General features: G+C 61.9%; 16 protein-coding genes and 1 pseudogene. 6 read left to right on the top strand and 11 right to left on the bottom strand.

Annotated elements, in window-relative coordinates; all coding sequences use genetic code 11:
• Nucleotides 1-73: 73 nt before the first annotated feature.
• The gene (locus tag ABKF58_RS00425) at nucleotides 74-1,114 is read left to right on the top strand and encodes an IS110 family RNA-guided transposase (protein WP_482581311.1); all 1,041 of its coding nucleotides are present in this window, start codon (nucleotides 74-76) and stop codon (nucleotides 1,112-1,114) included.
• A gap of 620 nt (nucleotides 1,115-1,734) precedes the next feature.
• Here ABKF58_RS00425 and ABKF58_RS00420 read toward each other — a convergent pair.
• The 11 genes and pseudogenes from ABKF58_RS00420 to ABKF58_RS00370 all read right to left on the bottom strand — a co-directional run bounded on the left by ABKF58_RS00420 (nucleotide 1,735) and on the right by ABKF58_RS00370 (nucleotide 16,317).
• Entirely contained in the window at nucleotides 1,735-2,436 is a 702-nt protein-coding gene (locus tag ABKF58_RS00420) for a hypothetical protein (protein WP_482583009.1), read from the bottom strand.
• Between the two features lie 241 nt (nucleotides 2,437-2,677).
• Nucleotides 2,678-4,180, bottom strand: coding sequence for a hypothetical protein (locus tag ABKF58_RS00415; RefSeq protein ID WP_482583008.1), 1,503 nt, complete (start codon nucleotides 4,178-4,180; stop codon nucleotides 2,678-2,680).
• A complete protein-coding gene (locus ABKF58_RS00410) occupies nucleotides 4,180-7,143 on the bottom strand; it encodes a type VI secretion system Vgr family protein (protein ID WP_482583007.1) in 2,964 nt (987 codons plus the stop codon). Before ABKF58_RS00410 ends, ABKF58_RS00415 begins: the two co-directional genes overlap by 1 nt.
• Nucleotides 7,144-7,149: 6 nt before the next feature.
• Nucleotides 7,150-7,638 (bottom strand): OmpA family protein, encoded by a 489-nt coding sequence (locus ABKF58_RS00405; RefSeq protein ID WP_008955331.1) that lies wholly within the window; start codon nucleotides 7,636-7,638, stop codon nucleotides 7,150-7,152.
• Nucleotides 7,639-7,705: 67 nt separating this feature from the next.
• Entirely contained in the window at nucleotides 7,706-8,203 is a 498-nt protein-coding gene (locus ABKF58_RS00400) for an Hcp family type VI secretion system effector (protein ID WP_008955330.1), read from the bottom strand.
• Between the two features lie 103 nt (nucleotides 8,204-8,306).
• Entirely contained in the window at nucleotides 8,307-9,791 is a 1,485-nt protein-coding gene (gene tssC / locus ABKF58_RS00395; protein ID WP_482583006.1) for a type VI secretion system contractile sheath large subunit, read from the bottom strand.
• Between the two features lie 3 nt (nucleotides 9,792-9,794).
• Entirely contained in the window at nucleotides 9,795-10,019 is a 225-nt protein-coding gene (locus ABKF58_RS00390; RefSeq protein WP_482583005.1) for a type VI secretion system contractile sheath small subunit, read from the bottom strand.
• 100 nt (nucleotides 10,020-10,119) lie between these two features.
• Nucleotides 10,120-10,308 (bottom strand): annotated as a pseudogene (locus tag ABKF58_RS00385) (type VI secretion system contractile sheath small subunit); the annotation flags it as partial.
• A gap of 41 nt (nucleotides 10,309-10,349) precedes the next feature.
• Nucleotides 10,350-11,369 (bottom strand): type VI secretion system-associated protein TagF, encoded by a 1,020-nt coding sequence (gene tagF, locus ABKF58_RS00380; protein WP_482583004.1) that lies wholly within the window; start codon nucleotides 11,367-11,369, stop codon nucleotides 10,350-10,352.
• 14 nt (nucleotides 11,370-11,383) lie between these two features.
• Nucleotides 11,384-15,343, bottom strand: a complete 3,960-nt coding sequence (gene tssM, locus ABKF58_RS00375; protein ID WP_482583003.1) for a type VI secretion system membrane subunit TssM — start codon at nucleotides 15,341-15,343, stop codon at nucleotides 11,384-11,386.
• A 20-nt stretch (nucleotides 15,344-15,363) separates the two neighbouring features.
• A complete protein-coding gene (locus ABKF58_RS00370) occupies nucleotides 15,364-16,317 on the bottom strand; it encodes a M15 family metallopeptidase (RefSeq protein ID WP_482583002.1) in 954 nt (317 codons plus the stop codon).
• Between the two features lie 175 nt (nucleotides 16,318-16,492).
• On the opposite strand from ABKF58_RS00370, the gene tssJ reads away from it, so the two are divergent.
• The 5 genes from tssJ (at nucleotide 16,493) to ABKF58_RS00345 (ending at nucleotide 22,614) form a co-directional block, all read left to right on the top strand.
• Entirely contained in the window at nucleotides 16,493-16,921 is a 429-nt protein-coding gene (tssJ, locus tag ABKF58_RS00365; RefSeq protein WP_232503531.1) for a type VI secretion system lipoprotein TssJ, read from the top strand.
• Between the two features lie 77 nt (nucleotides 16,922-16,998).
• Nucleotides 16,999-18,345 (top strand): type VI secretion system baseplate subunit TssK, encoded by a 1,347-nt coding sequence (gene tssK, locus ABKF58_RS00360; RefSeq protein ID WP_482583001.1) that lies wholly within the window; start codon nucleotides 16,999-17,001, stop codon nucleotides 18,343-18,345.
• A gap of 7 nt (nucleotides 18,346-18,352) precedes the next feature.
• Nucleotides 18,353-19,057: a type IVB secretion system protein IcmH/DotU gene (gene icmH, locus ABKF58_RS00355; RefSeq protein WP_014086380.1), complete on the top strand. Its 705-nt coding sequence runs from the start codon at nucleotides 18,353-18,355 to the stop codon at nucleotides 19,055-19,057.
• A 3-nt stretch (nucleotides 19,058-19,060) separates the two neighbouring features.
• Complete coding sequence (tssE, locus tag ABKF58_RS00350; RefSeq protein WP_482583000.1) at nucleotides 19,061-19,546, top strand: type VI secretion system baseplate subunit TssE; 486 nt, start codon at nucleotides 19,061-19,063, stop codon at nucleotides 19,544-19,546.
• A 17-nt stretch (nucleotides 19,547-19,563) separates the two neighbouring features.
• Nucleotides 19,564-22,614 carry a type VI secretion system Vgr family protein gene (locus tag ABKF58_RS00345; RefSeq protein ID WP_482582999.1) on the top strand — a complete coding sequence of 1,017 codons (3,051 nt, stop codon included), beginning with the start codon at nucleotides 19,564-19,566 and terminating at the stop codon, nucleotides 22,612-22,614.
• The last annotated feature ends 2 nt before the right edge of the window (nucleotides 22,615-22,616 follow it).

Raw genomic sequence — 22,616 nt, 5'->3', positions numbered from 1 at the left:
CCTCCTGATACGGCATCAACGTGCCAGACTGGAGGCGTCAACAAACCAGTCAAAACGGAACGAGGAGTCCACCATGAAGATTATGCGCATCGGCATCGATTTGGCCAAAAACGTTTTCCAGATTCATGGGGTGGATGCTCATGAGCACCCTGTGTGTCGCCGGCAACTGCGTCGTCATCAACTCCTGGAGTTCTTCCAGAAACTCGAACCCTGCCTGATCGGCATGGAAGCCTGTGCCGGTGCGCATCATTGGGCACGTCAGCTCCAGGCAATGGGACACACGGTCAAGTTGATTGCCCCGCAATTTGTGAAGGCTTATCTGAAGGGCAACAAGAATGATGCCAACGATGCAGAAGCGATTTGCGAAGCGGTCAGCAGACCGGGAATGCGTTTTGTACCGATCAAAACGATTGAGCAGCAGGATCTGCAGGCATTGCACCGCATTCGGACCGAACTGATTCACCAGCGGACCGCCAAGGTCAATCAGATTCGCGGCTTGCTGACTGAGTATGGAATCGTGATCGCGGTGACCGTGAAGCAATTGCGTCAGGCGTTACCACTCATCCTGGAGGATGCAGAAAACGGCCTCTCGGCGTGCTTCCGTCATCTGCTGGATGGTCTGCGCGAAGATCTGGTGTATCTGGACGAACAAATTGCCATCGTAGATCAGGACATGGTACGCCAAGCCAATGAAAATGCGATGGCCAGAAAGCTGCAGCAACTACGCGGTATTGGCCCCATTACCGCCACTGCACTGGTGGCCGCCATTGGCAACGCCAAGGACTTCAAGCGGGGGCGGGATCTTGCTGCGTGGCTGGGACTGGTCCCTGCTCAGCACAGCAGTGGCGGCAAAGACCGGTTACTGGGGATCAGCAAGCGAGGTAATACCTATCTGCGCACTTTGGTCATTCACGGGGCGCGAGCGGTCGTTCGCGCCGCTGCGACACAAACAGATCGCCTCAGTTGCTGGATTCAAAGCCTGTGCGCCCGTCGCAACAATAATATTGCCGCGGTCGCCTTGGCCAACAAGACGGTACGCCTAGCCTGGGCGCTGATGACGCGGGAAGCGGATTACGACCCAGATTATGGGCAGGCAGGAGACACAGTGTCCTGAGCATTCGGGTTGGACAGGGCCTCGGCAACGAGATGATCAACGCTTAACCCATCTTCACGATTGCGCAGCATGAAGCAGTGATGGCGAACAGGTCGAACCGGCGTCGGAAGAACCCGAAAACTGGCCAAGTGCGAACAGCACGACAAAGCAATAGGGATCTGGCGCGCGGATAGCCCATTATGGCCCGGGCAATTAAGCCCAACTCAGAGGCCGGATATACGTAAGCAGTCGATCCGAACTCCAGAGCTGTGAAATGTGTGCAAACCGGGAGGAGTCCATATACAGCCATTGAATATAGTCCGCTGTCCACAGTGGCCCTTCTTGGTCACGAAACTGAATCGCCACGTCAGCAAATGCGGCATGCTGATGAAAATCTTCCAGTGTTAAACGATCAGCCAAAAAGGCATTTCCGTAAGCACAAAGGGCCACCGCGCGGCAATCGGCTTCACACAGACTCATACAAAGCCATTCCTGAGTTCAGTTCGCCGTACTTAATAGTGATTTTTGTCATGGCATCCGTTGCCGATGGCTGCTTTCTCATCGCTTATCGCTGTTAGCCTCGCCATGTCTAGGCATGCTGTCTTTATATGGGGCAAAGGTGGATATATGGTGGCCAACGTTTACTCGGCTTCGCGATACCAGATGGTGGCGCCGTAGCGGGAATCGGGGTAGTCCGGCATCACGTCGCCCGCTGCGAAGCGCTGCCGCGCATTCGGCTTGGCGGGAGTCCACCAGAGCCCTGCCTGCGGGCAGGGCTGGCCAGCTTCGACGCGACCACTGCTGGGTTTGTCCTTGGGATAGAAGCCTTCTGGCGGTACGGCGATGAAGCGGTTGGGTATGCGGCGGATCAGCGTCCAGGTGTCGGGCACGACGTCTTGCTCATCGATCCAGTCGCCATACTCGTCTTTCGTTAGCCCTTGCCTGACCTCGATTTCGGCTTCTCCAGGTAAAGTACCCCGCCCGACGTGCAGAAACTGGGCTGCCACATTGTCCACATTGGGCAAATAGATGCCACATTCGGGTACCTTGTCGCCGGGACGGATCACCACGGTGGGGTCCAGTTCATACAGCGGAATGTATTTGGGGAGGCAAATATCAGCCCCTCCCAGCACGCCCTCCAGAACTCCATTAAGCTTATTGAAGTCAAGGCTCCAGCTTAAATCACCAGCTTGCCATGAGCCACTGAGCGTTGCCCCAGTCGTGCTATCAAGCGGGATGGCCTTGTAAAGTGCATCCCAAAACGCCGTGCCCAGCTGTTTCGGCATCCAGCTGGCGTCGAACTCGCCAATGCCCTTGTTGATGTAGTCGCCCTGGAAGTCCAACCCCCCCGGAATGCCTGCGGGTCGTCGTGGCTGCGCAGGATGCAACCTTTGATTAGCCTGTCACGACTGTTGCGCAGATTGGGTAGCACCCGCCCGCCCCAGACGATGTCCGGTTGCAGGCTGGTATGACGGCGGCGCAGGTCGGCCGGTGCCTGTTGCATATAGTCGTCCAGGCATTGCTCTCCGAGTTTTACTGCTTCGATCATCGCGTCGCGAATATTGCAAAAGTGCTCCAGCGAGGTCAGGTATTCCAGCAGGTAGCATTCCTGCGGGTGAAGTTGGGCCATGGTATTGATGTCCTGTCTAGTTGCCGTACCAGTTGTGGGTCAGGCGAGGAATGCCGATAAAGGCATCGCTGTCGCTGGGAAACTCGCCGTCGGTGTAGCCCCAGCCGGTAGGCTGGCGCTTGCCGGTGTATTCCTTTTGAAGCTGCGTTGGGTCCACCACGATTTGTACGCTGCCGCCTTGAAGTTTGATCAACTCGTCTGCTTCGGATGCCTGTAGTCGCTGCGCGGCCTTCCCACACTTTGAGCGGGGCACCGGGTGGCACGGTGTAGGTGACGTATTCGCCGTTGTCGTTCCAGCCCTTCCATACCGCGAAGCGCCGTCGCCAGTCGGCCTTGCTCTTTAGCGCCTTGAATTCGGCCTCGCGCATCCAGCAGTAGCTGTTGTCGTTGGACTTGGGGTCTACCACCCGGTAGAGGGTTTCGCCGGGCATCACCTCGCTGGCTCGCATGCTGTTATCGAAGGTATTGAATTTGCGTTTTAGCGTGCCGTTGGGACTGTTTTTTTCGATATTGGGCCAGCCGGCGCGGATTTTGTCGTGAGCCGAAAGAGGTAGATTTCTAAGCGGTCGAAATGCAACTTTTTCTGTGATATCCGCCCACTCGGGTTTGTGCTGACGGATCAGCGCCGCCTCGGTGGCTTCATCGATGCGCCGGAAGGTGTGCGGGTTGGTTTTATCCACCACCGCGCGGTAGGCTTTGTCGCCCTCGATATCCAATCGACGCGCCAGCCGCCCCAGCGTTTCATTCAGCGGTCCGATGGCTTTCTTCAAGCCGTCATTAGCCTTGTTGCGCACGTCGGCAATCAACTGGATGGTGTTTTGTACCGGTTGCTTGATTGATGCCGGTCCCCAGTCCGCCGCCCGCTGCAGGATGGCTTTGGCAACCCCAGCCAGTTTGTCGTAGGCCGTCAGCAGCTGGTTCAGCTTGATCTTGGCCTGCAGCTTACGTACCTGCTCGGCAAGGTAACGGTAGGGGTTATAAATGCGCAGCACACTCAGCGTCTTGCGTACTGCTGGCTGGTCTAGCAGCTTGTTCAGGCCACCAATGGCTGATTCAAAGGCCTTCTTGTCGGCGATTTTCCCGGCCATGTTAAAACCGGCCTTGCGCAGGTACAGGAACATCACCTTGCACGCACCCTTGGCAAAGGAGCCCAGTACAGGGAACAGGCCGACCAAGGTCAGTGCCAACGCTACCCAGGCACCGGTGTTGTTGCTGTCTTTCGAGATGTTGCGGCAGTTCGCCACCAGGTCGCGCACATCGCAGATCTGGTCCACGAAGGGGATCATGGAGATCAATGTGCCGGTGACGACTTGGCCAGTGCTCTGATTGTCGTTGAAGTCTCCCTGGATCACCGCCCAAATCCATAGGCCAGTTGCCTGCAATTTGTCGCCGGCACTATCTAGCCAACTCTTGGGGGCGCTTTGAAACCAGGCCAGAGCCTGTTCCAGCTCATCCATTACGTATTCCCTCCATTACCGCCAGCGGGTAATTTTTGTTCAATCTGTTGCTGCAGCAGGGAGAGTGGATCTACTTCGGCTTCCGGTTTCGGTGGCGGCAATTCGTAAGACACTTGCGCAGGTTCCAGCGGGACAGCCTGGTGGCGTTGGCCAACCCCGGCCTGGTCCAAGGTGCCGGCCAGAGTCATACCGCCATCGAAGCGGATTTTGTATTTGGCATCAGCAATGGGCTTGCCTTCTGCATCCATCAGGCTGGCGGCAATCCAGTGCTTGCCGGGTTGGGGGAGTGGCGGAAAGCTGACGGGCAGAGTGGCCGGTCCAGTCAGCGCATGATCCGCCCCTTTGATGCTGACGGTATCCGGGCAGTGGATGTCGATATTGCCGCCCGAAAGCCGGATGTAACCGCCGCCGCTGGTGAGCAGGATTTCTTCTTTGGCGATCACCACTACCTTGCCCTTGCAGGAGGTGATGGTCACATCCCTGTCTGCAGTCAGCTCCATGGCGTCGCTCTGCGCCTGGACCTGCACCTTGCCCTTGGCCGCGATCAGCTTGAGCGCAATCCGGTCCTTCACCCCGGCGACGAACAGGCTGATGTGCTGCCCCACGTTGTGCAGCCAGCGCCGGCCCGAGGTCTGTTGGGTATCGCGCTGGGCGATTTGGTCGAGATTGGTGCCGGCGGCCAGGGTGAGGCTGTTGTCGGTCGTTGCGGCGAGGCCGGCCGGGGCGCTGAGGATCATCAGTGGCTGCTGGCCGGCTTGAGCCAATCCCTCACCTGTTGGAGCGATGTTGGATTCTTTATGACTGAGCGAGGTAGCGGAGCGTCGCGAAGGAATAGTGTTAGTTCCGGCTTCCCACGCCTTCAGCGCCGCGGCGTGGTGCTGCAGGTGGCCGTCGGCTTTCTTCGCTCCCTTGCCGTTGTCCGGCTGAATCGTCTCCGGCCCGATTTCAACGGTATCGGCCAGCTGCGCGGTAGCGGTCTCGCCCAGCGATTGGCTCAGGCTCAGCGCGGCGTCGAGCTGGTTCTGGGCGCCGTCGCGCGCCAGTTGTTTGCCACCAGCACCGTTCTGCGCTTCGGCGCTGAGTAGCAGGCCGTGGCCGGCGCGGATCGCGCCGTGGCGGTCGGTGCGCAGTTCGAAGCCGTCGCCACGCGGGGTGGCCTTGCCGTCGGTTCGGGGGTGGACTAGGTAGCCCTGGTTGAGCTGGGTGGCGCCGTGTTCGGACGACAGTTTGGCGCGCACTTCGCCGGGGGTGTCGTCGAACAAGAGTTCGTTGTACTGGCCGCCGTGGTGCTCTTTCGACTTGATGCCGGACAGGGTCTTGTTGGCCGGCAGGTTGCCGGCGCCGCTGAAGGCGGGCGGCGGGTGGCTGCCGTTGTACAGCACACCGGTGATGACCGGGCGGTCGATGTCGCCTTCGAGGAAGTCGACCAGCACTTCCTGGCCGATACGCGGGATGAACTGGTGGCCCCAGCCGGCGCCGGCCGCGGGCATGGCGACGCGCAGCCAGCAGCTGGAGGTGTCGTCGAGGTTGGCGCCGATCGTCGGGTGTTCGTCGGGACGCTGCCAGTGGAACTGCACCTTGATGCGGCCGTGGGCGTCGGTGTGGATCTCTTCCCCCGCAGGCCCGACCACGGTGGCGGTCTGGGCGCCGCGCGCAGTGGGCTTGGCCAACGCGGTGCCGGCGTAGGCCGGGGTGAGCGGCAGGCCGCGGCGCTGGGCGCTGAAGGTGGTGTGGTACGGAACGTCGCTTGCCGACGTGTCGGCCCCCGCGCCGGCGGTCGAGGTTGGCCGAAGGCTGGGCGGCAGCGCCCGTGCCAGGTCGGTCGGCAGGTTGTTGCGGGCGGTGAAGGTCTGGCGCGTGACGACGAATTCGCGCTGTTCGGGAGCGTCCCCCTCGTGCGCCGGGTGGTCGTCGAGGCGGAACCACTGCCCGGCGGCGAGCCCGCGCACCGAGCCGCCACCGTCGAAGCGCTTGGCCTGCGCGTCGTGCGCCTGCTGGCGCAGCCGGGCGTAGTGGGCGAGCTGGTCGGCATCGCCGGCGTAGTAGGGGCCGGGGACGTCGTAGTCCTGCAGGCTGCTTTGCAACCGCGTCCCATCGGAGCCCTGCTCGACGGCGCTGCTATCACCGCTGTGGACGGTGGCGACCGGCTGGTAGTCGAAGCTGGCCAGCGCCACGCCGCCACTGACGATCTGGCGCGTGCCGTCCCAGCGGGTGAGGCCATCCTCTTCTTCCGTCGCATCGCTGCGGTGGAAGCGCACCCGCTCCACCCCGGCGGCCGGCGGCGAATACGGGTCGTCGAAGGCGACGAGCTGGACCTGCGGGAGAGCCCCTCGCGACGCGGCGCGACCTTGCTCGCTCGCTCCCTCTCCATGCTCGAAGCGCCAGGCCAGCCCTTCCTCGTGCAGCAGGCGCACGAGGAAGTCGTAGTCGCTCTCGCGGTATTGCAGGCAGTAACTGCGGGAGGGCAGCTCGCCCACGAGCACGAAGTCGAGACGCTGCACCGCCGCGAACACCGGGTTGGCGGCGGCGTGTTCGGCGAACACCTGGCGCACGATATCGGGCACCGAGAGGTCTTGGAACACCCGGCTGGTGCGGCGCAGGCGCAGCAGCGCGAACGGCGGTTCGACGGTGAGGGCGTACTGGGCGAAGCCGCCGTCGGCCCCCAGGCTGTCGACAGCACTGACCACGCCGCCGCGCACCTGCTCGGTCCCGTCCGCCCCGGCGAGACCGAGCCGCACCGGGACGCCGAGCAGGCTCTTGAGTTCGAGCCCGGCGTCGGGCGACAGGCACTCGATGCGGTAGCGGTAGCGGTCGGAGACGGCCTCGTCGCCGTGCACGGCGAGCGGCAGCAGCGTCTCGCCCCAGCGCTGGCCGTCGCCCAGTTGCAGGGTGAGGAGGCGCTGCTCCTGGCTGAAGGCGGCGGCGAAGCTGGCAAGGAGTTCAAGGGCGCTCACGGCATCCATCGGGAGTCAACCGTTGAACGAGATACGAACTGCATGCAGTTTTTGCTTGGTGTCGGCACGGACGGTAATTCGTATGGACGAGATGCCGCTTTCGACCAGCAGGCTTTTCACGACCATCGCCCTGGCTCTGGCGGCAGAAGAGGCATTGCCAACCTCACGTCCATTACAAAAGCCGGTGACGACGATTTGTTTGGCGATGACCAGAGCCGGTGCCAGGGCGCGTACTTGCTGCTCGGTAACCGGGGTCAGCTTCGAGCTCATCTTCTCGAAGGGAATCAGAGTCGGGTCTTTGGCGATGGTTTTGTTGCCGGTTTCCTCAATGACTTTCGTGGTGGCCTGGTCCAGTTCCGCCGTGACCTTGGCCACAATAGTCTTTCCTTGCGGGTCTTGTGCCGCGGCCGCATTCATTGCCGCATTTTGAGCCGCCTGCTTGGTTCCGGCACAGCCCATGAGCAGGGAGGCACAAATAGCGAGAGAGGCAATTTTGTAAAACATGAATTTCCCTTTCAAAATCAAAGACCCGCATGATTACCAACGCGGGCCTTTATCTACATCAAATAAATTAAGCGATGACTTTATTGGCGGTCAGATCCCAGCCTGCGCTGACATTGCCGCCACCGGCGCCGTCGGCACGTTTCTGCTGGGTGTAGGTCCACTTGATCTTGCCGTAGCTGAAGCTGACCTTCTCGCTGGGGAAGCCGGCATCGTTGGCCGAGCCATTCGGCTCGACCTTGGAGACCAGCACCTGTTCCATCTTGATCTCCATGTACTTCACCTTGTCGCCGCCGGCGCGGCACAGCTCGATGGTGACGTCCTTGATGTGCTTGCCGGTGCAGCATGCTTCGTAGATCTTCGGGCTGGCCTTGTCCAGGAAGTGGGTGATTTCGTACACGCCGTGGTTGACGCGTTCGGCAGTGGCGCCACCGGCCGAGCTGGCCGTGGCCTGGGCCGGCTGCTCGATCAGGTGGGAGAAGGACTGGATTTCGATCCAGTCTTTGTGTTGATCGTCGGTGCTTTCGCCTGGAATTCCGTCGATTTTCAGGAAGGCGTCAAAAGCCATTGCATTCTCCTTGGATAAATAAAAATGGAAGAGCTACTTCCAAAGCAAATACCTCGCCCCCTGTCGGCACCGAATGCCGACAGGGTGGTGAGTCGTCGTGGCGTTAGCCTGCCGGCTGAGGCAGCTCGGCAACCAAACGCAGGGAAATGGTGAGTTCATCCAGCTGGAAATGCGGGCGCAGGAAGGCCGCGGCGCGATAGACGCCCGGCTTGCCAGGGACTTCCACCACGTCTACACGGGCCTCCCGTAGCGGGTATTTAGCCTTGGCTTCCTGGCTGGCGGAGTCGTCCAGCAACACGTACTGCGCCAACCAGGTGTTCAGGAAGTCCTGCACGTTTTGGCGTGAGGCAAAGCTGCCGATCTTGTCGCGCATGATGGATTTCATGTAATGCGCAATACGCGATACGGCGAAGATGTAGGGCAGCTGAGTGGAGAGGCGTGCGTTGGCGTTGGCCGCATCGGTGTTGTAGGTCTTGGCTTTCTGCACCGATTGGCCGCTGAAGAAGGCGGCGTAGTCGGTGTTTTTGCAGTGCACCAGCGAGATGAAGCCAAGGTCCGACAGCAGCTTTTCGGTGCGATCGGTGACGGCCACTTCGGTGGGGCACTTCAGCGCGACCTCGCCGTCATCGGTCTTGAAGGTGTGTGCGGGCAGTCCTTCAACCAGACCGCCGCCTTCCACACCACGGATCGCCGCCAGCCAGCCGTACTGGGCGAAGGCATCTGTCAGGCGTGCGGCGTAGGCATACGCAGCGTTGGTCCACAGGTATTTGCCGTGATGGCTGCCGTCGACGTTTTCTTCAAAGTCGAATGCTTCTACCGGCACGTTGTCGCGGCCATATGGCAGGCGGCCGAGCACATGCGGCAGTACCAGGCCGACGTAGCGTGAATCTTCGGACTCGCGGAAAGACTTCCACTTGGCGTATTCCACGGTGTCGAAGATCTTGGTCAGATCGCGTGGCTTGCCGATGTCGGTAAAGCTTTCCAAGCCGAACAGGCCGGGGGAGGCGGAGGAGATCAGTGGGGCATGCGCCGAGGCTGCAACATGGGACAGCTCATCCAGCAGGTAGAAGTCTTCCGGGTGGCGGGTGAATTCGTAGTCGCCCACCAGGGCGGCGTAGGGTGCGCCACCGAAGGTGCCGTACTCTTCCTCGTAGATCTTCTTGAACAAGGCGCTCTGATCGAACTCCGGCGAGGCCTTGAAGTCCTTCACCAGATCCTTCTTGGAGGCATTGAGCACCTTGATCTTCAGCATGGTGCTGGTTTCCGATTCCGCCACCAGATACTTGAGGCCGCGCCACGAGGCTTCCAGCTTCTGGAACTCGGGGTGGTGCATCACCTCGTTGAGCTGGGACGACAGCAGGGTGTCCAACTCGGCGATGCGGGCATCAATGCTGGCGGACAGATCGCGCGATACGGTCACGCAGCCTTCCAGCACCTGGGCCACCAGTTCGCCGATCAGGTCGCGGGTATGGTTTTTTTCGCTGTCGTTGGTGGCGATGCGGCTCTGCTTGATGATGCTGTCCAGCAGACTACCGGCATCGACGACATTCGGGCTCGCCGCCGTGTCCAGTTGTTGTACGCTGTTCATGGCTTACTCTCCGGTGTTGTCGCTTTGGGTGGCTTGGCTGATCTGGCGCAGTTTCTCGGTGTCACGCACCACCTCGTCCAACAGCTCTTCCAGCTTGTCGTTGCCGGCCAGCTTGTTGCGCAGGTCGGCCAGGCGGGTGCGGGCTTCCAGTAGCCGCTTGAGCGGTTCCACCTGAGCCACCACGCTCTGCGGCTCGAAATCGGCCAGCTCGTTGAAGTTCAGCTCCATCGCCAATTGGCTGTTGTCGTCTTCCAGCTTGTTGTCGACCTTGATAGCCAGTGCGCGGAGCCATGCCCTTGAGGACTTCGTCGAAGTTGTCGCGGTCGATCTGCACGAACTTGCGCTCCTTCATCTTGGGCAGCGGATTCTTGCTGTGACCGGAATAGTCGCCCAGCACGCCTAGCACGAAGGGCAGTTCCTTGGTCTCGATGGCGTCGCCAATTTCGACGTCGTAAGTGATCTGCACACGCGGGGGGCGGACCCGCGACAGTTTTTTCTGGGTGCTTTCTTTGCTCATGGTGTGCTCTCGAAAAGATGGTCTGTCAGGGTTGAACGGCGTCAGGCGATGCTGCGGGCAAGGCTGGTGACAAGGTCGCGCAATTGCGCGACGCTAAGACCCGGGTCGTTCAGGCGCCGTCCTAGGATGTAGGAGGCCTCGGCGTAGGATTGATGGCGGCGCCAGGGTGCCTGCTCATCGCTGATGTCCACGACAAAACGTTGGTCCAGCCGTTCGCCCCAGCATTGCGCCACGATGTGGGCATCCAGCGAGCGTGGCTGCAGGGCCAGGAAGCGTCCGTCTGGTCGGTTGATCAGCAGGCACTGGGTATCGTCGGCTCCATGAGCACTGGCAGCGGCCTGGTACAGCGATAGCCACGTGGCGGCGGCTAGCATGTCTTCGCCATCGGTAGCCGGCAGCGGTAGCAGATAGGTCTGTACGCACAGACTGTCACGGAAGCGGTGCTGTAGCTGGCTGTGGAACATGAAAGCTAGCAAGGTGGCTTCCAGCGTATGGCCGGGCTGGCGGGCGAGCAGCCCTTCCAGTTGGTGCGCCGGGGTGATGGTCAGATGGCGGGACAGCAACTGCTCGGCCAGGGCGACATCGTCGTTCGAGGCCACGCCGAACAGCGCCTGCGCTTCTAGAAACTGGCGGCAGGCGACCATTTCCACCGCGTTGTCGATGGCGCTGGCAAGTTGATCTTTCAGGCCGGAAAAGAACAGCTCGCAAGTGAGCAGCAGCACGGCCAACGGTGGCAGCGTCAGACTGGCGGGCAGCTGGGTGACGGCCACTAGCGGGTAGTTGCGTCCGCTTTCGTCGTGGCTGGGCTGGATCACACCGAGCGACAGCCAATCCTGATCCCGGCTGCGCAGCACGAAGCAGGAGGGGGGCATGGCACGGTAGCGGGCGACGGCCTCTGCGCCGGGGGAGAGCAGGCTGATGCTGTCCGCCAGCAGGTGGTCCAGCTGTGCCGCCGCCGGATGGGTGGCATTGATGCGGATGAAATCGGCACGGCGCGGCAGTTTGCCGAAGATGCAGTACGATGCCGCAGTTTCCTGGGTGCGTTTGAAAGTGAAGCTCAAGACAATGGCCTCGTTTACAACGTTACGCGCTCGGGCAACGTCAGCTTGTTAAGACGGGCCAACTGCAGCGGGTTGACGCCGCTGAGTACCCGGAAATTGACACGCACGCTCTGCGTATCCCCGTCGGCCTTGCGCAGCGTCCAGACTAGCTGGGTGCCATCCGAGCCATCCTGTACGACTTTGGCTCCGGCCAGCAGGCGCATCAGGCCCATGCCGCCCGGGTGGTTGGCCACCACGCTGCTGGCGCCGGTGTAGGACAGCACCTGGATGCGCGCGCCGGCCGTCTGGCTGTTGCCGCTCCAAGTGAAGGTCTGCCAGATTTGCGGGCCATTGCGATAACGCAGTTCCTGACCATCGATATCGAAGAAGATCTCTGAGAGCCCCGGCGTCGGTTGCGGTTGCAGCTCGAAACGGAGGCTGTCACCCTCCTGCAACGGGCCGTTGGCCAGTGCGGACAGGCTGCTTACACCGCTGAGGAAGGCCGGGTTGAACTTGATTCCGAGTTCGCCCCAGGCGCGTGGCACCAGCATGTCGCCTTTTTTCTGGACCAGGCCGGCCAGGTATTTGTTGATGAAGCGATCCAGCGTGCCGTCGTTGGCCTTCAGGAAACGGTTGATCTCGGCAATGGAGGCCGTGTTGCCGGCATCGCTGAACGGGTATTTGGCCGCCAGCTGGCGCCATTGCGGCAGGACCTCCGTGGCCCAGGCCTGATTGATGTCGGCACTGACAGGGCCGAGCAGGGCGCTGTAGGAGTGACTGAGCGGCCGCACCAGCATCGGACGCACCAGGCTGACGGTGTCGGGCGTGCTTTGCGCCAGCAAGGCGTTGTCGACATAGGCGATGCTGTCTGCCAGTTCCGAGCCGTTGTTATTGAAGGTGGCCTGCAGAGTGGCACGTGCCAGGGAGCCCGGGTCGTCGGTGCTGGCAATGGCACCCAGCTTGGCTTTCAGTTTGGCCAGTTGCTCCAGGTAGCCATTGATCGGGGCGTTGTCGCCTTTCACCAACTGGGCCACCCCGGCAAACTGCCGGCCCACTTCGCCGTAGAGCTTGTCCTTGGGCGTGTTCTCGCCGCTGCCGCCTTTCAGCAGCACAGCGGTTTTTTCCAGCACCGACTGCTTGGCATTCTCCAGCGAACGGTTGAGCTCGGACGGGTTGTCCCATGCCGTTTCCATCGCCGCTCGTACCAGGATCAGCTTGATGGGCGAGGTTTCCCGGTCAGACAGGCGAGTCATGGCCGAAGCGGACTGTGCCGGGCTGGTGAAATCGCGCACCGTGACACCCTGCAGGAAGCGTTTCCAGCTGTCGATATAGGCGGCGCGGTATTCTGCCTCCAGTGCGGTGCGGTTTTTCTCGTCGTCGCCATCCTTGCCCAGGTTGTCCTGGCTGGTGGCTGCCAGTACCCAGTCGTCGCTGCGGATTTCGCCCTTGCTCGCCTCCTCGATGGCGCCTTTCACGTACTGATCCCATGCCTCGCGAGTAAACGCGCCTTCCACCATCTGGCTGCCTGCCATGATGTCCAGGTCGCGGTTGTTGAGAATGCGGGCTACGGTCAGCGGTGCAAAGCGGGTGTTGGCTCGAGCGCGGATTTCATTGAATACCCGCTCTTCGGCCGACATGCGCTTGAAAGAGCCGCGCAGCACCTCGCGTGCCTGGTTGACCACGCGCAGGTTGGGCGAAATCGGTGGCAGGTCCGGTGCCTTTAGCTGGCTGATGTAGAACGCCAGCAGCTTTTCGGCGACCGTCATGATCTCTTCGGTGCTGTATTGCCCGCGCTGGGCTTCCAGATAGGGGCGCCAGTAGCGTGGCAGTTGGTCCGCCAGGTGTGCCGGCTCCATGCGCTGAGGCTGGTACAGCATCAGATAGGTTTTCAGCGCGTTGTAGCTGGCATCCAGCTGTGGCGATTTGGCCGGGGCCTGGGTCGGGCGCTCCGCGGATGCTTCCGTGGCGGCCGCGACGGCTTGCGTGGCCGCGGCCACTGGGGCTGCCGACGGCTGGACTGCCGCGACGCGAACCGGTGATGTCCAACTGGCTCGGCGCAGACCGAAGCCGGCTGTCTGCCAGTTTGTCGCCACAGGCTGCAGGGCATGGTGTGGCCAGAGGGTAGTCCGAACGTGGTAGTCGTCGCTCGATAGGGTCACTGGGCGTCCCCGGTATTCTTCGCGAATGACGCCTAATTGGATGTTCGGCAGCGGCTTGCCTTGCAGCCGAGGGCGGTATTGGGGCTTGGGTTTTGTCGGCGTGGTCACAGGGGAGGGCGTTGGCGCAACTGGCTTGGCTTCCTGTGCCGCGGGCGGAGGCACCGGCTGCCGCTGGTCGAGGGCGAGCAGGGAGGTTTCCAGGTTGCGCTGAACCGGCATCAGCATCAGGGTCTTGATGCCGGCAAAGTATTCACTGCGCAATGCGGCTTCCAGCGGCTTGCCCTGATAAAGACCCACGCCGATCTGCCAAGGGGCACCTTCGGTACGGTACGCCTGCAACTGCTCCAGGCGGGTTTGCAACTGCTGCAGTGCGCGCAGCTTGTCGTACAGTTGGCCGGAAGCCGCCAGCTTGCGGGCGGCTTCCCGTTCCTGGCTGATTTCCGCCAGCAGTTGCTGGTTGCCGATGTAGGACCAGCTCCACAGGCCTGCCAGTACGCTGAGTGTCAGCACGCCGGCCGCCATGGCTGCCATGCGCCAGCGGCTGCCGCTGTGCCGGGTCTGCCGGGAGATCAGGTGCTGGTCCGGAAACAGTACCTTGCGAAACAGGTCGCCCAGGAAAAAGCTATACGAGGCCGGGGCCTGACGTTTGTCGCCCTGTCTTGCAACCAGGTCGAACTGACCCTGAACCCGGTTGGCCGCCACGATACGCGGCGTGCCTTCCTGCAGCGCGCTGGTAAAGTAGAAGCCGCGTAGCAGGGGGCGGGCGTGATAGGGGTCGTCCTCGTACAGCAGAGTTACGAATTTCACGACGGCTTCTTTCAGGCCGTGAAACTCGATCGGGAAAGCGAAGTGTGCCGGACGAACCTGATCGCCGCGATATTGCAGCAACTTCTCCTCGCCGGCCTGCACCAGACCGCAGTGAAGCAACTCGAATTGCTGGGCGGCGACGGTGGAGGCATCGAAGCCGTTGCCCTGGTGGGCTGTCAGCGTGCAGCCCCACACCCCGGCGCGCTCTTCTTCCGGCATGTCCTGGAAGAACTCGGCGAATCCACCCAGCAGATCCAGTTTGGTAAACACCAAGTAGACGGGGACGTGCAGCTCGAACGTGCTGCAGACCTCGTGGATGCGTTCCCGTACCTGACGGACATACAGCGAAAAGCCTTCGCTGTGGTGCTGGGCCAGTTCGGGCAGGCTGATGGCGACCAGGATGCCGTTCACTGGCGCTTTGGTACGATGTTTTTTCAGCAGTTTCAGAAAAGCGAGCCACTCGCCTCGATCCTCGCTCTGGGTCGCGTAGCGGCCGGCGGTATCGAGCAGCACCCCTTCGGTGGAGAAGAACCAGTCGCAGTTGCGCGTGCCGCCGACCCCCTGGATGCCACTCTTGTCGCTGAAGGGGAAGGTGAGGCCGGACTGCAGGATGGCCGAGCTTTTGCCGGCGGCAGGGTGGCCGATGATCATGTACCAGGGCAGCTCATACAGTGCCGCATTGCCACTGCTGTTGCCGAGTTTCGACTTCTTCAGGGTGTCGATGGCGGCCAGTAGTCGCTGGCGCAGCAGGGTGACTTCGGCGCGCTTGTCGGAGCCGGCGTGGATCACGGCATCGTCAGCCTGCTGGCGCAGCATTTTCTCCAGCAGTCCGCCGGCGCGCCGGGCCAGAAGTTGCCCGATCAGCAGGCTGGTCACCCAGAGCAGCATGATCACGACGATGCAACTTAGCCGGGCCTCTAGGGTTTCCAGCCCCATCCATTCACCCAGGAACCAGATCAGGGCGATCAGGATCAGGAATCCGATCGCCGATGCCACCTTGGCATAGCGACGCCAACCTTTTTTCAACACCTCTTCACCTTCCTATTCGTTTATTGCTGCCGGGCCAACAGCTGCTTCAGCGAGCCGCTGCGTTCGATATGGCCGTAATCCTTGAAACTCCAGTTACCGCCCCAGGTCAGTCCCGCCGCCGTGGCTTCTTCCCCCAGGGCAAGGTAGGCCGACATGGCCCAGGGGGCGCGCTCCGAAACCACGACTTTCCCGTTTCTGACGGGCGCCAGATCGACGGCCAGGCCGTACTGGTGCTTGCTCTGTCCACCTTTGGCCTTGGTGACCAGCGTGCCTTGTCCCGCCAGGGCATCCTGACGCTCGGGGCTGCGGTAACCCTCCAGCAGGGTCATGGGAAAGCCACGTGCCTCCAGACGTGCCATGACGCGCAGCACCGTCTGAACGAACGCTGCATCGAGCTTGTTCCAGTCTCGGTCCGCCCGGTTCAGTCGTGGCTGTTCGCTGATGGCATCCCTGAAAGCCTCCGGGGGCAGAGGAGGGGGAGGCACCAACTGCTCCTCCTGCAAGGTCAGCTTGATGCGAGAGCTGTTCGTGTATTCATTAGGGATGAATTCCGACGAGCGGTGCATTTCTCTAAAAAATAAAGCCAGTACGACTGGCATGGTGGCCAAAGATAGCGAAACAAGGGGTAATTTGGCAATGACAAAGTACTTTTTTATATGTTCTTTTGCATTGTTTATGTGGTTCTTGGCTGCGCGTGGCGATGTCTTGTTGCATAAATTTTGAGCGCTGGTCGTAGTCGTCAGTGTTGTGGCTATGTGGCCTTTCTCTTTTGTATGTTGTTCATTTATTGGCGATTTTTTGCTGAAAAAGCGAATGCCAACCCATGCGACCAGGCATATCAGCAACATGGCTGTCGCTGGTGCGAGGTAGATCTGCACTGAATCTAGCCCGTTCATGTGCCTGCTATGTGTAATGCCCATGTTGTTAACTGTGTTTTTATAGGTAAAAATACTAATAAATTTAATTTTATTCATATTTTGTATAAAAAATGCTTTTCAATTATCATGTCTAATTGGCATGATTTCCAGAGGTAGCTGACAGATGCAGCATTGCAAGGCCGGGTTGTGGCGTCATGCCAGGGGGTTTCTGGGGGGGCTGGTGCCTGCCGTATTGCTCATGTCCGGGTGTGCTTCGAACAAGGAAGTACAAGTGTCCGGGGAAGCCGCTGCGCAGCTGAACCGCGACGGTCGCGGCAAGCCTCTGTCGGTCGTGGTGCGGGTCTATCAGCTGAAGTCGGATCAGGCGTTCAACCGCTTGAGCATGGAGGCGCTGGCGACTGCCAAGTCGGACAAGGAGTTGCTGGCATCCGAACTGCTCGACATGCGCGAGATGACGCTGCTGCCGGGTACGCGCGTTACGGTGTCCGGTTTCGTGGTGAACCCCGAGGCCTCGCACATTGGCCTGGTGGCCCTGTTCCGCCAGCCGGACCGGCATTTCTGGCGCTTGCTGTACGACGCCGATGTCGTGCGCAGCAAGGGGCTGCAGTTCGCGGCGGAAGACTGTTACCTGCGTGCCGTCAAGCCTCCGCCAAAGCTGTTGCCGGGGCAGCCCAAGTCGCTGCAGGTCGATTGCCGCTAGGCCAGACGTTTGCCTAGCGTGTTGGTTTTGGATGTGTTGGCCAGTGCAGAGTGCCTGGCTCACCGGATTGATTGAAGATGCAACAAGCTAAACGTGTGTTGTGGGGCGAAGGCATGTTTCTGCGCCCGCAGCATTTCCAGCAGCAAACGCTGTTTCTCGAGCAAGATGCCGTCAGCCGCCAGCAGTTGCTGTGCCGTCATACGTGGGGTGTACAGCAACTGCGGCTGGACGAACAGGCGCTGAAGGGGGGCATGGTGCGGGTGGATGCCCTGGGCATCCTGTTCCGCGATGGCCTGCTCTATCAGACCCCGCAGTCCTCGCCATTGCCTTTGTCCCGGGACCTCTCGACTCTACCGCAACTGGGCGTGGCCACGACGCTGTATGCCTGCCTGGCCGATCTGCAGGCCTATGGCGGCAATGCCCGCACTGGCGAGCAGGCCGGCAGGCCTAGCCGTTATCAGAATGGCGGCTTGGAGCTGGCCGATCTCTACACCCAGGCGCTCCCGGCCGAAGTGGCGACACTGGAGCCCGACGTGCGCCTGATGTTCGAAGAAGAGAACCGCGACGGCTACGATGCCATTCCACTGTGCCGTCTGCAGAAGGATGCCACCGGCCAGTGGGGCGTGGCGGGCGATTTCCTGCCGCCGCTGCTGACCATCGGTGCGGCGGGAGAACTGCCGCAGTTGGTGCGGCGCCTGCTGGATATCCTGCTGGTGAAAAGCCAGGCGTTGACGGGGGCACAGCGCGAGCGAGCCAAGAGCGTGATGGAATTCGGCTCCAGCGACATCAGCGCCTTCTGGTTGCTGCATGCCGTCAATCGCAACTTTGCTCGTTTGCGCCACCTGTCGCTGAGCAACCCGCTGCACCCGGAAGAGCTGTACATGGCGCTGGCAGAGTTTTGTGGCGAGCTGCAGACGTTTTCCACCCGCTATGCGCTGGTCGACATACCTGCCTACCGCCATGACGCTCTGCATGCGGTGTTTGCTGCTTTGGACCTGCAGATACGGGAGTTGCTGGAAACCGTCATCTCGGCACGCTATGTCGTCATCCCGCTGCATTCCCCGAAGCCGTCCTTCCATATTGGCCGGCTGGAGAGCGACCGCCTGCTGGACAACGTCGACTTTTACCTTTCGGTACAGAGCGAACAGCCGGCCAGCCAGGTCATCGACAACGTGCCGCTCAAGTTCAAGATCGGCGCACCGGACGATGTCGAGAAGATTCTTAACTCCGCGATGCGCGGGGTGGCGCTGAGTCACGCGGCGCAAACGCCTTCCGCCGTGCCGGTGCGAGTGGGAAATCATTACTTTTCGCTCCAGCCGCACGGTGACATTTTTGCCCGCATGTTGCAGTCGCGCAGCATCTGCATCTACGTTCCGCAAACCTTGTCCGGGCTGACCCTGGAACTGATCGCCGTTTTCCGTTGAGGCCAACATGAGTCAAGCCGTCGTAACCACAACAGCCAACGAGTCCACCATCAACGTGGCCAGTACCGGCCCCAGCCTGCGCGAGATGCTGGAAGACGGCGTGTACCTGCTGTTTCTGCTGAAAGACGGCAACGCGCCGGGCAGCAGCGTGGAGTTCAACCGCCGTATCGACCAGTTCCTGCTGCAGTACGAACGCAACGCCCGCAATTTCGGCAAGTCGGTGGAGGCTATCGGCCAAGCCAAATACGCGTTCTGTGCCTTGTTGGATGAGATCATTCTGTCGTCCGATTTTTCGCTGCGCGACGAGTGGGAGCGCATGCCGCTGCAACTGCGTCTGTTTGGCGAGCATCTGGCCGGGGAAGGTTTCTTCAACCGACTGGAGCAACTGCGGCTGGAGCCGGCACGACACATCGAGGAACTGGAGGTGTACTACACCTGCCTGCTGCTGGGCTTCCAGGGACGTTATCTGCTGGAGGGCGAAGAAAAACTCGGCTACCTCACCCACAAGCTGGGGCAGGAAATCCAGCAGGTACGGGGTGGCAAGGCCGAATTCGCACCCAATTGGCAGCTTCCGCAACGTTTCCAGGCCTATGTCCGCCATGAATTGCCGCTGTGGTTGTACTTCGCGCTGCTGGCCTTGGCTGGCGCCGCGATCTGGGGGACTTACCATTGGTTGCTTGGTCGTCAATTGAGCAAATTGTTCGGAATCTGAGCGATGAATGCCCCCTCACTGCGGCATACCCAGATACTGCCTTCGGTGTTGGATCGTCTGCTGGACGACCGGCCCGATCTCAGCCATGGGACCGAGCACCTGCTGTTCGAGCTGCCTCAGTTCCGCCGTGCGCTGGCGCGCGATCTCGAAGCGCTGCTCAATACCCGCGTCATGGCGCAGCCGGAACTGTTCGAGGCTCATGCCCTGGCGGGAGACAGCATGCTCCAGTTCGGCATTCCCGACCTGAGCGGTATCAGCCTGCTGAATCCCGACGACCGCGAACTGTTACGTGAGCAACTGCGCCGCGCCATTGAAATCCACGAGCCGCGTTTGTCTCGCGTCAGGGTGAATCTGGATGCGCCGAGGGAAAGGGAGCGGCACCTGCGTTTCCGTGTCGATGCGGTACTGAAAGTACACCCGCACCGTCCCCCCGTGAGCTTTGACGCTACGCTGCAACTGTCGTCCAACGTTTACAAGGTTCAGGGCTGAAAAGCCGCCGTCTTCCCATGGATCTTTCCTCCTTGCTTGCCAGCTTCGCCGCCGCCTTCAGCCAGGAGCAGCGCCTCCTCACCCTGCAACTGGGCGACGGCCAGCGCTGGGGCGAGACGCTGCTGCCGCTCGCCGTGCACGGCGACGAGGCCGTCTCCGACCGCTACCGCTACCGCATCGAGTGCCTGTCGCCCGACGCCGGGCTCGAACTCAAGAGCCTGCTCGGCGTCCCGGTGCGGCTCGGTCTCGCCGGGGCGGACGGGACCGAGCAGGTGCGCGGCGGCGTGGTCAGTGCTGTCGACAGCCTGGGGGCCGACGGCGGCTTCGCCCAGTACGCCCTCACCGTCGAACCGCCGTTCGCGCTGCTGCGCCTGCGCCGCACCAGCCGGGTGTTCCAAGACCTCTCGGTGCCCGATATCGTGCGCCAGGTGTTCGCCGAACACGCCGCCGCCAACCCGGTGTTCGCGGCGGTGCAGCGTCTCGACTTCGTGCTCGTGGGCGAGCTGCCCTCCCGCAGTTACTGCCTGCAATACCGCGAGAGCGACTACGACTTCCTCGTGCGCCTGCTGCACGAGGAAGGGCTGGCCTGGCGCTTCGAGCATGGAGAGGGAGCGAGCGAGCAAGGTCGCGCCGCGTCGCGAGGGGCTCTCCCGCAGGTCCAGCTCGTCGCCTTCGACGACCCGTATTCGCCGCCGGCCGCCGGGGTGGAGCGGGTGCGCTTCCACCGCAGCGATGCGACGGAAGAAGAGGATGGCCTCACCCGCTGGGACGGCACGCGCCAGATCGTCAGTGGCGGCGTGGCGCTGGCCAGCTTCGACTACCAGCCGGTCGCCACCGTCCACAGCGGTGATAGCAGCGCCGTCGAGCAGGGCTCCGATGGGACGCGGTTGCAAAGCAGCCTGCAGGACTACGACGTCCCCGGCCCCTACTACGCCGGCGATGCCGACCAGCTCGCCCACTACGCCCGGCTGCGCCAGCAGGCGCACGACGCGCAGGCCAAGCGCTTCGACGGTGGCGGCTCGGTGCGCGGGCTCGCCGCCGGGCAGTGGTTCCGCCTCGACGACCACCCGGCGCACGAGGGGGACGCTCCCGAACAGCGCGAATTCGTCGTCACGCGCCAGACCTTCACCGCCCGCAACAACCTGCCGACCGACCTGGCACGGGCGCTGCCGCCCAGCCTTCGGCCAACCTCGACCGCCGGCGCGGGGGCCGACACGTCGGCAAGCGACGTTCCGTACCACACCACCTTCAGCGCCCAGCGCCGCGGCCTGCCGCTCACCCCGGCCTACGCCGGCACCGCGTTGGCCAAGCCCACTGCGCGCGGCGCCCAGACCGCCACCGTGGTCGGGCCTGCGGGGGAAGAGATCCACACCGACGCCCACGGCCGCATCAAGGTGCAGTTCCACTGGCAGCGTCCCGACGAACACCCGACGATCGGCGCCAACCTCGACGACACCTCCAGCTGCTGGCTGCGCGTCGCCATGCCCGCGGCCGGCGCCGGCTGGGGCCACCAGTTCATCCCGCGTATCGGCCAGGAAGTGCTGGTCGACTTCCTCGAAGGCGACATCGACCGCCCGGTCATCACCGGTGTGCTGTACAACGGCAGCCACCCGCCGCCCGCCTTCAGCGGCGCCGGCAACCTGCCGGCCAACAAGACCCTGTCCGGCATCAAGTCGAAAGAGCACCACGGCGGCCAGTACAACGAACTCTTGTTCGACGACACCCCCGGCGAAGTGCGCGCCAAACTGTCGTCCGAACACGGCGCCACCCAGCTCAACCAGGGCTACCTAGTCCACCCCCGAACCGACGGCAAGGCCACCCCGCGTGGCGACGGCTTCGAACTGCGCACCGACCGCCACGGCGCGATCCGCGCCGGCCACGGCCTGCTACTCAGCGCCGAAGCGCAGAACGGTGCTGGTGGCAAACAACTGGCGCGCGACGGCGCCCAGAACCAGCTCGACGCCGCGCTGAGCCTGAGCCAATCGCTGGGCGAGACCGCTACCGCGCAGCTGGCCGATACCGTTGAAATCGGGCCGGAGACGATTCAGCCGGACAACGGCAAGGGAGCGAAGAAAGCCGACGGCCACCTGCAGCACCACGCCGCGGCGCTGAAGGCGTGGGAAGCCGGAACTAACACTATTCCTTCGCGACGCTCCGCTACCTCGCTCAGTCATAAAGAATCCAACATCGCTCCAACAGGTGAGGGATTGGCTCAAGCCGGCCAGCAGCCACTGATGATCCTCAGCGCCCCGGCCGGCCTCGCCGCAACGACCGACAACAGCCTCACCCTGGCCGCCGGCACCAATCTCGACCAAATCGCCCAGCGCGATACCCAACAGACCTCGGGCCGGCGCTGGCTGCACAACGTGGGGCAGCACATCAGCCTGTTCGTCGCCGGGGTGAAGGACCGGATTGCGCTCAAGCTGATCGCGGCCAAGGGCAAGGTGCAGGTCCAGGCGCAGAGCGATGCGATGGAGCTGACGGCGGATAAGGATGTGGCCATCAGCAGCCTGAGCGCCAGCCAGCTGTTCAACGCCAAGAAAGAAGTGCTGCTGACTTGCAGCGGTGCCTACATCCGCATCAAGGACGGCAAGATCGAACTGCATGCACCGGGCAAGGTGAGCTTCAAGGGCGGCAGCCACGACTGGAGCGGGCCGGCGAAGATGTCCCCGACACATCCATCCTTTCCACAGCATGCACCGGCATTCCCGCTCAGCATCAAGGTGGACCAGTCGCCGCTGGGGGTGAAAAGCAGCTGGAGCGGCATGCCCTACAAGCTGTATGCCGATGGCGCCTTGCAGGGCCAAGGCGTGATAGACGAACAAGGGCACATTCAGGTGCCGCACCGCGTACTGGTACAGAAATACAAGCTGGAACTGGCTAATGGCGTGGTGTACGACATTCCAGTTGCTGTGGATTACCACAACCCGGCGCAGGGTGAGGCGGCGAATGCCGGTTTTCACAAACACACTGCCGGAGCTGCACCAGACGGCGGCCGTAACAAGCTGCAGGCATCGGCACGTGAAGATTTTCTGGCGCTGTTCAAACCGGCCGGCAAGGGCGAATAAGC

Source organism: Pseudogulbenkiania sp. AW2-16 (assembly GCF_056824575.1).
The sequence above is the reverse complement of the archived record's forward strand: the minus strand, read 5'-3'. Positions and strand labels throughout refer to the sequence as shown.